General features: G+C 68.9%; 10 protein-coding genes and 1 tRNA gene. 9 read left to right on the forward strand and 2 right to left on the reverse strand.

Translation table 11 applies throughout. The features are described 5' to 3' along the window. The first annotated feature begins 55 nt into the window (after nucleotides 1–55). The gene (locus ABD810_RS01405) at nucleotides 56–1,417 is read left to right on the forward strand and encodes a hemolysin family protein (protein ID WP_344935354.1); all 1,362 of its coding nucleotides are present in this window, start codon (nucleotides 56–58) and stop codon (nucleotides 1,415–1,417) included. After that, on the forward strand, nucleotides 1,414–2,496 hold the full coding sequence (locus ABD810_RS01410; protein WP_344933187.1) for a hemolysin family protein: 1,083 nt from the start codon (nucleotides 1,414–1,416) through the stop codon (nucleotides 2,494–2,496). The genes ABD810_RS01405 and ABD810_RS01410 overlap by 4 nt, the downstream gene beginning before the upstream one ends. Here ABD810_RS01410 and ABD810_RS01415 read toward each other — a convergent pair. After that, entirely contained in the window at nucleotides 2,482–3,630 is a 1,149-nt protein-coding gene (locus tag ABD810_RS01415) for an MFS transporter (protein ID WP_344933190.1), read from the reverse strand. The genes ABD810_RS01410 and ABD810_RS01415 overlap by 15 nt on opposite strands. 680 nt (nucleotides 3,631–4,310) lie before the next feature. Continuing rightward, nucleotides 4,311–4,393, reverse strand: a tRNA-Leu gene (locus ABD810_RS01420). Nucleotides 4,394–4,485: 92 nt separating this feature from the next. On the opposite strand from ABD810_RS01420, the gene ABD810_RS01425 reads away from it, so the two are divergent. The 7 genes from ABD810_RS01425 to pknB all read left to right on the forward strand — a co-directional run bounded on the left by ABD810_RS01425 (nucleotide 4,486) and on the right by pknB (nucleotide 13,182). Further along, nucleotides 4,486–5,226 (forward strand): FHA domain-containing protein, encoded by a 741-nt coding sequence (locus tag ABD810_RS01425; protein WP_344933192.1) that lies wholly within the window; start codon nucleotides 4,486–4,488, stop codon nucleotides 5,224–5,226. A gap of 17 nt (nucleotides 5,227–5,243) precedes the next feature. After that, complete coding sequence (locus ABD810_RS01430; protein WP_344933196.1) at nucleotides 5,244–5,711, forward strand: FHA domain-containing protein FhaB/FipA; 468 nt, start codon at nucleotides 5,244–5,246, stop codon at nucleotides 5,709–5,711. Then, the gene (locus tag ABD810_RS01435) at nucleotides 5,708–7,006 is read left to right on the forward strand and encodes a Stp1/IreP family PP2C-type Ser/Thr phosphatase (RefSeq protein WP_344933198.1); all 1,299 of its coding nucleotides are present in this window, start codon (nucleotides 5,708–5,710) and stop codon (nucleotides 7,004–7,006) included. Before ABD810_RS01430 ends, ABD810_RS01435 begins: the two co-directional genes overlap by 4 nt. Nucleotides 7,007–7,036: 30 nt before the next feature. Next, a complete protein-coding gene (locus tag ABD810_RS01440) occupies nucleotides 7,037–8,386 on the forward strand; it encodes an FtsW/RodA/SpoVE family cell cycle protein (protein WP_344935356.1) in 1,350 nt (449 codons plus the stop codon). Continuing rightward, nucleotides 8,383–9,831, forward strand: a complete 1,449-nt coding sequence (locus tag ABD810_RS01445) for a peptidoglycan D,D-transpeptidase FtsI family protein (protein ID WP_344933200.1) — start codon at nucleotides 8,383–8,385, stop codon at nucleotides 9,829–9,831. Before ABD810_RS01440 ends, ABD810_RS01445 begins: the two co-directional genes overlap by 4 nt. Next, on the forward strand, nucleotides 9,828–11,258 hold the full coding sequence (locus ABD810_RS01450) for a serine/threonine-protein kinase (protein WP_344933202.1): 1,431 nt from the start codon (nucleotides 9,828–9,830) through the stop codon (nucleotides 11,256–11,258). Before ABD810_RS01445 ends, ABD810_RS01450 begins: the two co-directional genes overlap by 4 nt. Nucleotides 11,259–11,340: 82 nt before the next feature. Continuing rightward, the gene (gene pknB / locus ABD810_RS01455; protein ID WP_344933205.1) at nucleotides 11,341–13,182 is read left to right on the forward strand and encodes a Stk1 family PASTA domain-containing Ser/Thr kinase; all 1,842 of its coding nucleotides are present in this window, start codon (nucleotides 11,341–11,343) and stop codon (nucleotides 13,180–13,182) included. The last annotated feature ends 147 nt before the right edge of the window (nucleotides 13,183–13,329 follow it).

Genomic DNA, 13,329 nt, shown 5'->3' on the forward strand with positions numbered 1-13,329 from the left:
CTTGCCCGTGCCATGGCACGGGCCCTATTCAATCGGGGACGGCAGACCTGTGACCATGGTTCTCGGTCTGCCGGCCGTACTTCTTCTCACCCTCGCGACCGGCTACTTCGTCGCGCAGGAGTTCGCGTTCATCGCGGCCGACCGGTCGACGCTCCGGGAGCAGGCCGCCGCCGGCGACGCCGCCGCGGAGCGGGCCCTCAAGGTCACCGGCCGCCTCTCGTTCATGTTGTCGGGCGCGCAGCTCGGCATCACCGTCACCACGCTGCTGGTGGGCTTCATCACCGAACCCGCCCTCACCCCGCTGATCAGCCCCGGCCTCTCGGCCCTGGGCGTGCCGGAGACGGTGATCCCCGGCATCGCGGTGACGCTCGGCCTGGTGCTCGCCACGATCGTCCAGATGGTGCTGGGCGAGCTGGTGCCCAAGAACCTCGGCATCGCCCGGCCCGAGCCGGTCGCCAAGTGGTTGTCCAGATCCACGCTGATCTACATGGCCGTCGCCGGACCCGTCATCCGGCTGTTCGACACCGCGGCCACCCGGTTGCTCCGCCTTTTCGGCGTCGAGCCGGTGGAGGAGGTCGAGCACGGAGCGACCCCCGAGGAGCTGGCGCGCATCATCGCCGAGTCCGGGGCCGCGGGCGAGCTTCCCGAGCGCCTGTCGGACCTGCTGGAGCGCGCGCTGGAGTTCGGAGACCGCATCGCCGAGGACGTCATGGTCCCCCGGCCCCGAGTCGTCTCGCTCCGCGCCGGACGGCCCGCCTCCGACCTGCTGGAGGCCGTCAAGTCCTCCGGCCACTCCCGGTTCCCCGTGCTGGGCGCCGACGGTGGCGACGTCGTCGGCGTGACCGGCCTGCGCGAGCTGCTCCGTGCGGAGTCACGTGAGGTCGCCCTCGAACGCATCTCCGGCGCGCCCCTGCTCGTGCCCACCACTCTGCCGCTCCCCGCCCTGCTGGAGCGCATGCGCACGGCGGGCAGCGAGCTGGCGTGCGTCATCGACGAGTACGGCGGGCTCGCCGGCGTCGTCACGATGGAAGACCTGGCCGAGGAACTCGTCGGCGAGCTGATGGACGAGAACGACCCGGAGGCCGCCGAGGCCGTGGCCCAGGATGACGGCACCTGGGACGTGCCCGGCACCCTCCGGCTCGACGAGGTGGAGCGGGCCACCGGCCTGCGGCTCCCCGAAAGCGAGGACTACGACACCGTGGCCGGCCTGATCATGGCCTGCCTCGGCCGCCTGGCCGAGCCAGGTGACGAGGTGACCGTGGCACTCGTGCCCGACCTGCACCTGTTCGACGCGAACGGGCCCGGCGAGGAGAACGTCCTGCTCACCGTGCTCGACGTGCAGCGAAGGGTCCCGGGCCGCGTACGGCTCGCGCCCCGGATCGCCGACGCGGCGATCGCCGGGAGTGAGGCCCGATGAGCACGCTGACCGCACTGCTGCTCGGCCTCGTCCTGCTGATCGGCAACGGCCTGTTCGTCGCGGCCGAGTTCGCCGTGGTGTCCGGCAAGCGGCACCGCCTGGAAGAAGCGGCCGGTGGCGGTGGCCGCCTCACCAGGGCGGCCGGCCGGGCCGCGCTCCGCAACGCCCGCGAGCTGTCGCTCATGCTGGCCGGGGCCCAGCTCGGTATCACCCTGTGCTCCCTGGGCCTGGCCATGGTGACCGAGCCGGCAATCGAGCACCTGTTTGAGCCGGTCTTCGGCTTCATCGGCCTTCCCGAGTCGGTGCGGGTGGGCGTCGCGTACGTCATCGCGCTGGCGATCATCACGTTCCTGCACATGGTGGTGGGGGAGATGGCGCCCAAGTCGTGGGCCCTGACCCACCCGGAGCGTGCGGCGATGGGTCTCGGGCTGCCGTTCCGCGGTTTCACGTGGATCGCGCGGCCGGTGCTCTCGATCCTCAACGGCCTGTCCAACGGGCTGCTGCGCGCCTTCGGCGTCCGCCCACGTGACGAGCTCGCCACCACCCGCACCCCGCCGCAGCTGGCGATGCTGGTGGGCGAGTCGGGCCGGATGGGTCTGCTGGACCGGGACGAGCACGACCTGCTGACCCGGGCGCTCAAGGTGCAGTCGCAGCCCGTCGAGCGGCTGATGGTACCGATCGAGAAGGCCGCGGCCGTGCCCGCCGGAGCGGCGGACGATCTGGTCCGCGAGGTGGCGGCCGTGAGCGGCCACCTGCGCCTGCTGGTCAACGGCGGCACACCCGAGGACGTGCTCGGCGTGCTGCACGTACGTGACACGCTGATCCATCCCGGGAGCGCCCCTGAAAGGCTCATGAACCGCGTTCCGCGCATTGAGGCCGCCACGACGATCCCCGAGGCCGTGGCGCTTCTCCAGGACGCCCACGCCCATCTGGGGCTCATCACCGACAGGCAGGGACGGGTCGTCGGCCTGGTCAGCCTCACCGACCTCGTCGGCGAGCTGTTCAACACGCGGACGCCCACGGCGACCGGCCGCGACCGCCAGCGCGCCACGGCCGGCGCCAGGTCAGGTGGCGTCTGAGGGTGTCGCGAACGCGGCCACGAGGGCCAGCGCCCCTGCCAGCCCGAAGGCGGCGCCGAACCCCGTGTGGGTGATGAGCGCGCCGAGCACGGCCGGAGTGGTCGCCGCGGCGATGTTCTGCACTGTGTTCTGGCCGCCCAGGGCCCGGCCCGCCCAGGCCGGGCCCGCCATCTCCGACACGGCGGTGAAGGCCAGGCCGTTGCCGCTCATCGAGATCACGAGCGCGACGATCAGCAACGGGGTGCCCACCGCCGAGCCCATGTGGACGGCCACGGCCAGCAGGACCATCACGCTCGCGTTGAGCACCGCGAGCCGGCGCATGGGACGTAAGCGGCTGCGCGCCCAGTCGGACCATCTCCCGCACAGCAGCCGCCCGCCCGCTCCGGCGAACTGCGCGACGGCGACGAGCTGGCCGGCGGTCGCGGGGTTCCATTGGCGCTCGGCGACGAGGTAGGTGAGCGCGAAGGTGGCGGTCGCGAACTGTGGGACGACCAGCAGCATGCTCGCCACGTGGATGCGCCACAGCCCCGTGGAGCCCTTGTACGGCGAATCCGTCCGTTCTCCAGGCTTGGCGGGACCGCGCGGCGGGTCGACCATCATCGACACGACCGCGATGCCGGTGACCAGGCAGATTCCGGCCATGAGGAGCAGGGCCTCACGCAGGCCGCCCATGGACGGCAGGACGGCGCCCGCGACGGCCACCCCGATGGGCTGGGCGGTCTGCCGCCACCCCATCGCCACTCCCCGCCGCTCAGCGGGGAACCACCCGAGGACCACCCTGCCGCTGGCCGCGTTCGCCGAGGCCCCGGATGCGCCGGCGAGCGCCAGCAGCACGGCCAGTGGACCCGGCGTGGTGGTGAAGGCCGCGCACACCAGGAAGACCGTCGCCAGGCCGAGGCCGAGGGCCATCGCCAGGCGCTCGCCGTACCGGTCGGCCAGCCAGCCCCAGGCGATCAGCGTGAGGAGCATCCCCGCGCTGGGGGCTCCCACGATGACGCCCGCCTGTGCGAGCGTGAGGTCCAGCCTGTCGCGGAGTAGTGGGATGAGGAACGGCAGGCCGAACATGAACACGCAGCCGGCGCCCTGCGCGGCCACGCCGAGGCTCAGCATGGCCCAGCGATTCGGTGCCCTCATGCGGGCACGATAGGTCCTGTCTCGTGCGACAAGACAATCCATCTCGCTGAGTGAGATAACGAGATATTTTCTGAGATGAGGTCCCGCGTCTGTGGACACGGGACGTCGGCCTCCGCAGCGCGTGCAAGTGCCTCGAAAGTGATCTGAAAGCCGTGCGCACTACATATCCGGAGTAGGCGAACCACACTGGAGAGTAAAGGAAAGGACTCAGACCTCCGGCTGGGGTTTCTCTCCCCGAGTGCCACCGACTACCTTGATCGGAGCCCCTTCACCAGAGGGGTGTCCTGTGCGTCACAAGGGCCGGCGCCCACCGGAAGACACAGGGCGTCAGGCCTTCGGGGTTTCAGGATCGGCTCCTGGGAAGCACCACACCCCGAAGGAGAACAACGTGACAACGAACACCAAGGCACGACCGCTCCGCGGGGAGGATCTTCCGCGACCCGCTGGGCGTCCGGAGGGCTCGTACCGCTGGGCTCATACGAAGACCCCGGGGACGAAGCATCCGCTTCGGCATGCCGGGGCTCTTGGGGGGTCGTCCCCCTGGGAGAGAACAAAGGCCCCGGGGAAGAAGCGTCCGCTTCGGCCTGCCGGGGTCCTCGGGGGTTCCAGGGGGTCGTCCCCCTGGGAGAAAACAAAGGCCCCGGGGAAGAAGCATCCGCTTCGACCAGCCGGGGTTTGTGTGGGCGAGGAGGGATTTGAACCCTCACGTCCTTTCGGACACACGGACCTGAACCGTGCGCGTCTGCCGTTCCGCCACTCGCCCTCTTTGAGTGCGTGGAAAGGCTAGCACGGATCCGTGCATGCCACCGAACCCGGATACGATCCTCCTAGACGATGGAGGAAGGGAGGTACCCGGTGGGAGTCCTTCAGCGCTTCGAGCGAAGGCTCGAAGGCTTGGTTGAGGGGGCCTTTGCGCGGGCGTTCAAATCTGACCTTCAGCCGGTCGAGGTCGCCAGCGCGGTGCAGCGGGAGATGGACGAACGAGCCGCGATCGTGGCGCAGGGTCGCACTCTTGTGCCCAACGACTTCGTGGTGGAGCTGTCCACGACCGACAGCGAGCGGCTGGAGGTGTACGCCGACAGCATCAGTCATGAGCTCGCCAACCTCGCCAGGGAGTACGCCAAGGAACAGGGGTACTCGTTCGTGGGACCTGTCCGGGTTCGCTTCGAGACGGCCGACGATCTGGCGGTCGGCCTGTTCCGCATCCGCTCCGGAGTCATCCGGGGCGCGACGGTGGAGCAGGACGAGATCCGGCAGCCGGTCAGCGATCTTCCCGCGAGCAAGCCGAGTGCGTTCGGCGGCCGCCCCCGCCTGCTGGTGTCCACTCAGGACGACCCGCAGGGCCAGCGGTCATACGAGCTCACGACCCCCGTGACGCTTCTCGGACGGGGCACCGACTGCGATCTGCGGTTGGTGGACCCAGGCGTCTCCAGGCACCATGCCGAGCTCAGAGTCGAGGGATCCAATGTGGCCCTCGTCGATCTCGGTTCAACCAACGGCACTTTCGTCAACGGCCAGCCGGTTCGCCGGGTCGAGCTCCAGGACGGCACCCGAGTGACCCTGGGGCGCACGACCCTGGTGTTCCGGCGCGATTAAGGGTAGACAAACGGTCCATGTCCGAGCTCACTCTGCTGCTGATCCGGCTCGCGTTCCTCGCGGTGCTGTGGTTCTTTGTGATTGCCGCGGTGGGTGTGATCCGGACAGACTTGTTCGGATCACGTACGGCGGCTCCGGTGGCCGTGCGCAAGCCAGCCAAACCCGCACGTCAGCCAGCCAAGCCGAAGAAGGGGGAGCCGAAACAACTGGTCGTTACCGGTGGTCCCCTGCAAGGAACCATCATCAACCTCACGGAGACGCCAATCACTATCGGTCGGGCGAATGACGCCACGCTGGTACTCAGCGACGATTACGCTTCCAGCCGGCACGCCCGGCTGTTCCCCCAGGACGGTCAGTGGATCGTGGAAGACCTCGGCTCGACCAACGGCACGTATCTCGACCGTTCGAAAGTGACCCGCCCGACTCCGGTGCACCTCGGCCAGCCGATCCGCATCGGTAAAACCGTCATCGAATTGCGCAAATGACAATCGCACTCCGCTACGCCGCCCGCTCGGACGTCGGCCTCCTCCGCGAAGGAAACGAGGACTCGGCGTACGCGAGCCCGCGCCTGCTCGCCGTCGCAGACGGTATGGGTGGGCACGCTCACGGTGAGGTGGCCAGTTCGGTCGCCATCACCGCCATGTCGTCCCTTGATCGGGACACATCCGGGGGGGACCTGCTCAGCGCCATCGAGGCCGCGGTGCGCGATGCCAATCGCAAGCTGCACGAGATGGTCGGTCGTGACCCGAGCCTCAAAGGCATGGGCACCACGCTCACGGCCATGCTGTGGTCAGGCACCCGTGTCGCTCTTGTCCACGTCGGCGACTCCCGCGCCTACCTTCTCCGCAACGGTGAGCTGTACCAGATCACTCACGATCACACCTTGGTGCAGTCGCTTGTGGACGACGGAAGGATCACGCAGGAGGAAGCCGCCAGCCATCCACAGCGTTCGATCCTGCTCCGGGCTCTCGACGGGAGCGGCGAGGTCGATCCCGACCTCTCGCTACGCGAGGCCCAGATCAACGACCGCTATCTCCTGTGTTCCGACGGTCTCTCCAGCGTGGTGAGCGCCGAGACCCTGCACCACACGCTGACCACGGTCGAGGAGCCCGACGCGGTGGTCCGCCAGCTGATCGACCTCGCCAACCGCGGCGGTGGTCCCGACAACATCACCTGCATCGTGGCCGATGTCGTCGAGATCGAGGAAGGCCAGGTGGTCGCGGGTGACGCCGCGGTGGTGGGCGCCGCCGGGTCGAACCGGCTCCGATCACAACCTCCTGACACCCCGGCCGGGCGGGCGTCCACGATGACCGCTCCCCAGCCTGTGATCGTGGACGACGACCTTGACGACGAGCCTGCGGGCGGCCCGGCGGCGAACGCCGTGGCCGCCCCGCGGCGTGTCAGGCGCCGCCGCCTGTGGCCGACCGCGGTCTTCGCGCTGGTCGTGCTCGTGGTCGTGCTCGGGGTCGGCGGTTATTTCGGCTACAGGTGGACCCAGGAGCAGTACTACGTGGGCGCCCAGGGTGACCAGCTAGTGTTGTTTCGCGGTGTCGACACCACCATCGGACCGATCCAGCTGAACTCGGTGGCCGAGAGCACCGGGCTGTCGGTGTCCTCGATCCCCGAGCCTGAGCGCGATCAGGTGCGACGTGGCATCCCGGTGGCAGACTTCAAGGCAGGACAGACGAAGATCAACGATTTGAAGACCAAGTCCGGCGGCAACCAGAAGACCACGCAGCCGACCCCCACCCCGACCCCCAGCGCCACGGAGTCCTCCTAAGTGAGTGCTGTCGACGTAGCGGCCGTCCCCATGACCGCCAAGCGGCGGGGGGCGCAGCTTGTCATGCTCGCCTTCGCCGTCGCGATCGTCATGGTCGCCTATGCCAATGTCGGGCTGGGCAGGAACGGCCAGATCCCCGCGGGCATGCTGACCTACGGCCTCGGCCTGGGCGGCCTGATGCTCGCCGCCTACTTCGTGCTGGCCAGGTTCGCCCCCTGGGCCGACCCCCTGGTGCTTCCGCTGGTGACATTGGTCAACGGCCTCGGCCTGGTGATGATCTATCGGATCGAGCAGTCGACGCCCAAGCTCGCCTCGGCCAGCAACCAGCTCTTCTGGACCGCGATGGGCGTCGTCATGTTCTCCGTCACGCTCATCGTGCTGCGCGACCACCGCGCGCTCCAGCGCATGACCTACACTGCCGCCTTCGTCGGCCTCGGGCTGCTGATCCTCCCTCTGTTGCCCCTCCTGGGTAAGGAGATCAACGGCGCCCGCATCTGGGTCGGCGTCGGCGCGTTCTCCATCCAGCCGGGCGAGTTCGCCAAGCTGGCGCTGGTCGTCTTCTTCGCCGGCTACCTGGTGGCCAAGCGCGACGTGCTCGCGCTCGCGGGCCGCCGCCTGCTCTTCATCGACCTGCCCCGCGCCCGCGACCTCGGCCCCGTGCTCATCACCTGGGTGGTCAGCGTCGGCGTGCTGGTGCTGGAGAAGGACCTCGGCACTTCCCTGCTGCTGTTCGGCGCGTTCGTCGCGATGCTCTACATCGCCACGCAGCGCACCTCGTGGGTGCTCATCGGCGTGACGCTCTTCCTGGGTGGCGCCTTCGTCGCCGGGCAGCTCTTCAGCCACGTCGGCGCCCGGTTCGACGTGTGGCTCAACCCCAGCAGCCCCGGGCTCTACGATCGGGAGTTCGGCGGCAGCTACCAGCTCATGCAGGGCCTGTTCGGCATGGGCTCGGGCGGCATCCTCGGCAAGGGGCTCGGGCAGGGACATCCCGACCTGATCCCGCTGTCGTTCTCCGACTTCATCTTCGCCGCGACCGGCGAGGAGCTCGGTCTCACCGGCCTGATGGCCCTGCTGATGGTCTACGCCCTGCTCGTGGAGCGCGGCCTGCGCACCGCCGTCGCGGCGCGCGACCCCTTCAGCAAGCTCCTCGCGGGCGGCCTCGCGTTCATCCTGGCCTGGCAGGTCTTCATCATCGTCGGGGGCGTGACGAACCTGATCCCCCTGACCGGCCTCGTCACGCCGTTCATGTCGCAGGGCGGATCCGCCCTGCTGGCTAACTGGATCCTTATCGCGTTGCTGGTACGCATGTCAGACGCCGCCCGCCGGCCACCGCCGCAAGCCATCCAGGACGAGGGACTGACGCAGGTGTTTCAGCGATGAACGGCACGCTCAAGCGCACTTCCATAGCCTGCCTTCTCATGTTCGGCCTGCTCATGATCAACATCAACTATCTGCAGGCGGTCAAGGCCGACGATTTCCGTACGGACAGCCGTAACGACCGGAGCTTCTTCGCCCGCTACCAGAGCGAGCGCGGCATGATCACCGCAGGCGGCCAGACCCTGGCCAAGTCGGTCGACGTCGGGGGCACGTTCCGGTTCCAGCGGAAGTACACCGACGGTCCGGTGTACGCCCCGGTCATCGGCTTCTTCGCCCCCGAGAGCGCGCAGGGCATCGAGGGCACCGAGAACAAGTACCTCGACGGCACCCACCCCGACCTGTTCGTCCGCCGCACGGTCGACCTGATCACGAGCAAGCCGGCACGCGGCGCGGCCGTCGACCTGACCCTGGTGCCGAAGGCCCAGAAGATCGCCTATCAGGACATGCAGAGGAGCGGCAAGCGTGGTGCCGTCGTTGCGCTCGACCCGAAGACCGGGGCGATCCTCACCATGGTCTCGCTGCCGACGTTCGACCCCAACACGATGGCGGCGCCCGACAAGTCCAAGGCCGCCAGGGTGTACAACAAGCTCGACAAGGACGACAACAAGCCCCTGTTGAATCGCGCCATCGCCACGACCTTCGCCCCCGGTTCGACGTTCAAGGTGATCACCTCCGCGGCCTACCTCAGCGACGACAGCTCGCGTGACATCAACACCACCGTGGACGCGCCCGACGCCCTGCCGCTGCCGGGCACCAACATCAGCCTGCCGAACTACCACGGCGAGTCGTGCGGCGGCCGGGCGACGCTCGTCGACGCCCTGACCATCTCCTGTAACACCGCGTTCGCCCGGATGGCGCTGGACATGGGGTACGACAAGCTGAACGAGCAGGCGTCGAAGTTCGGGATCGGGAACCCCATGGCGATCCCGCTCAGCGTGGTCAAGAGCAAGATCGGGCCCGACAAGGGCAAGGCCGCCCTGGCCCTGACCTCGATCGGCCAGCTCGACAACCAGATCACGCCGCTGCAGATGGCCATGGTGGCCGCCGGTGTCGCCAACGAGGGCAAGGTCATGAAGCCCTACCTGGTGAACAAGATCGTCAGTCCTGATGGTGACGAGATCCAGAAAGCCCGCCAGGAGCAGCTCAGCGAGGCGGTCACCCCCGAAGTCGCCGGTGAGCTCCGCGACATGATGATCAGCGTGGTGCAGAACGGCACCGGTAAGGCCGCCCAGCTTCCCGGCATCACGGTGGCGGGCAAGACGGGGACGGCCGAGACCGCCAAGGGCCAGGCGTCGCACGCCTGGTTCATCTCCTTCGCCCCCGCCGACGACCCGAAGGTCGCCGTCGCGGTGTTCGTCGAGTCCGGCAGCGCCGGCAACGACGCGACCGGCGGCCAGGTGGCCGCGCCCATCGCGCACGACGTGATGCAGGCGGTGCTCGAGCAGTGACCTTCGCCAACCGGGTGCTGAGCAACCGCTACCGGCTGACTGGTCGCATCGCGACCGGCGGCATGGGCGAGGTCTGGCGAGCCTCCGACGAGCTGCTCGGCCGGGAGGTCGCGGTCAAGCTCCTGCGGCAGCACGTGGCCGCCCACCCGGAGTTCCGGGAGCGTTTCCGCAACGAGGCGCGGATCACCGCCGGGCTGGCCGACGCGGGCATCGCGCAGGTCTTCGACTACGGCGAGCAGGACGACATCGCCTACCTGGTGATGGAGCTGGTTCCGGGCGAGCCGCTGTCGGCGGTCCTCGCCCGTAACGGCACGCTCAGCCCCGAGGTGACCCTCGACGTGATCGGGCAGACGGCGCGGGCGCTGTACACCGCCCACCGGACGGGGGTCATCCACCGCGACATCAAGCCCGGCAACCTGCTCGTCACCGAGACCGGCATCATCAAGGTCACCGACTTCGGCATCGCCCGGGCCCTGGAGGCCTCGCGGATGACCATGACGGGCACCGTCCTCGGCACCGCGCAGTACGTCAGCCCGGAGCAGGCGTCCGGCAGCCCTCTGACCCCGTCCACCGACATCTACTCCCTCGGCGTCGTGGCGTACGAGTGCCTCACCGGACAGCCGCCCTTCACCGCGGGCAACCAGGTGGCGATCGCCCTTCTGCACCTTAACGAGCAGACTCCCCCGCTTCCGGAGAGCGTGCCGAAGCCCGTACGCGACCTGGTCGTGGCCATGCTCTCCAAGAGCCCCGACCACCGGCCCGCCACCACGCGCGAGCTGGCCGACCGGGCGATGGTGCTGCGCGACTCGCTCACCACCCCGAGCGTCCCGCACCTGAGCGAGCTGACCGACCCGTCGGGTTTCGCTATACGCGAAGCGCTCGAGCAGTCCGGTGCGCTCGAGCGGCCGGGCGACCCGTTCGCCGGCCTGTACGACACCCCAGGTGAGGCCGTCCCGCCCACCTCGGCGACGCGCCTCGGCCATCCTCCGGCGCCTCCCCCCAGTACCCGTCCGGCGAGCCGCCGCAGACGCCGCCGTTCCGCCATCGGCCTCTTCGCGGCCGCGGGCTGCGCGGCGGCGGTCGGTTTCGGTGCCCTGGCGGCGGGCGGCCTGCCTGAGCTGGGCCTTGACAGCGGCCCCAGTCAGCCGATCAACCCGGTGACCGGCGATCGCACACAATCCCCGACCCGCTCGAAGACGCCGACGACATCACTTGCACCGAAACCGGTGAAGCCTGTCAAGCCGACGGTGTCACGGTCGGCTACGGTAAGCACATCGGCTTCACCCAGCCGGCGACGGACTCCCAAGCCAACTCCGTCTCCTACTCCAACCCCTACTCCGACGCCCACACCGACCCCCACGCCCAGTGAGACGCCAAGCCCCACCTCATCCGGAAGCACCACAATCCCCCCGAACGGGGAGACGTAATGCGGCGCGGGGTCGATGATGGACACCGGCAGCCGCACCGCGGGCCGGTACCCAAGATGAACGGCAAGGGACAGTGCAGGAAATGACTCAGCCTCGGCTACTCGGCGGTCGCTATGAGCTCGACGGGGTCGTCGGGCGCGGCGGCATGGCCGAGGTGTATCGCGCCCGGGACATCCGGCTGGACCGTGTTGTCGCGATCAAAACACTGCGCGCCGATCTGGCCAGAGACCACACCTTCCAGGCCCGTTTTCGCCGCGAGGCCCAGTCCGCGGCGTCCCTGAACCACCCTTCGATCGTGGCGGTGTACGACACCGGCGAGGACATGACGGAAGGCACTCCCGTGCCCTACATCGTCATGGAGTTCGTCGACGGACGCACGCTCCGCGACCTGCTGCGGGCCGACCGGCGCCTGCTGCCCGAGCGGGCGACCGAGCTTGTCGACGGCATCTTGAGGGCTCTCGACTACAGCCACCGCGGCGGCATCGTCCACCGGGACATCAAACCGGCCAACGTGATGATCACGCTCGCCGGCGACGTCAAGGTCATGGACTTCGGCATCGCTCGCGCGATGGCCGACTCGGCCGCCACCATGACCCAGACCGCGCAGGTCATCGGAACCGCGCAGTACCTCTCGCCGGAGCAGGCCAGAGGCGAGCGCGTGGACGCCCGCAGCGACATCTACTCCACCGGTTGCGTGCTGTACGAGCTGCTGACCGGCCAGCCGCCGTTCACCGGCGACTCTCCTGTGGCGATCGCCTACCAGCACGTGCGTGAGGACCCGATCCCGCCGTCGCAGATCGACCGCGAGATCCCGAGCTGGGCCGACGCCATCGTGCTCAAGGCCATGGCCAAGGATCCCGCGCACCGCTACCAGAGCGCCACCGAGATGCGGGCCGACATCCAGCGCGCCATGTCCGGCATGCCGGTCGACGCCCAGACGATGGCGCTGAGCCACAACTACACCGGCCAGCAGACCCGCACACTGAACGCGCCCGGCGGCCCCGCCACCCAGCGCACCAACTCGGTCCCCGCCTACGAGTACGCGCCCACGGAGGCCGGCGGCCGCTACGAGCGCCGCCGCGCCGCCTCCGGGGGCAACACCGCGCTCAAGACGGCCGCGTGGATCATCATCCCGTTGCTGGTCATCGGTGCCTTCATCGGCGTCGGGTACGCCTTCCTCAGCGATCCAGGCGGCAACGATACGGCGAGCCAGGTCTCGATCCCCATCTTGAAGGGGCAGACCGCGGACGCCGCGAAGGCCAAGCTGGAGGCTCAGGGCCTGAAGGTCAACGAGGTCGAGGAGTACAGCTCCGACGTCGACAGGGGCACCGTGATCGACACCGATCCGGCGGCCGGCCAGCAGGTCGCGAAGGGCTCCACCGTCGAGCTCAAGGTCTCCAAGGGCGTCAAGCAGGTGGTCGTGCCCGATGTGATCGGGAGCACCGCCGACGAGGCCAAGCAGACCATGGAGTCGAACAACCTCAGGGCCTCGGTCGTGTACGTCCTCTCCGGCAAGGAACAGGACAAGGTCTTCCAGTCCAAGCCTGCGGCCGGCTCGAAGGTCGACGAGGGCAGCATCGTCAAGATCTACGTGCCCAAGCAGCAGACCGACGTCCCCGACGTCACCGGTCAGACCCTCAAGGACGCCACGGCCACGCTGAAGGGCGCGGACTTCAAGGTCCGGGTCACACAGCAGCCGAGCCAGGACGTTCCCGAGGGCAGTGTCATCAGCCAGAGCCCCAGAGGCGGCTCCAAGCTGACCCCCGGGACGACGATCACTCTGGTGGTGTCCTCTGGGCCGCCCGAGGAGACCTTCCCCACGGACCAGCCGACCGACCAGCCCACCGAGCCGACCGACCAGCCCTCGACCGAGCCCACCGACGACCCGTTCAGCGAGCCGCCGCCGGACGACTTCGGCAACTGACGCATCACCACTCGGCGACCGGTCCTGACAACAGGGGCGGTCGCCGAGTGCGTTGTGGCGCCAGAGCATGTCCGCCGGCATGAGCAGCCGGAGCCACGGCCGCCGACATGAGAAGAGGGTCTCCGCCGCTCGGGGGCGACGGCGGAG

The sequence above is a fragment of the Sphaerisporangium flaviroseum genome (assembly GCF_039537005.1).
Lineage (GTDB): Bacteria > Actinomycetota > Actinomycetes > Streptosporangiales > Streptosporangiaceae > Sphaerisporangium > Sphaerisporangium flaviroseum.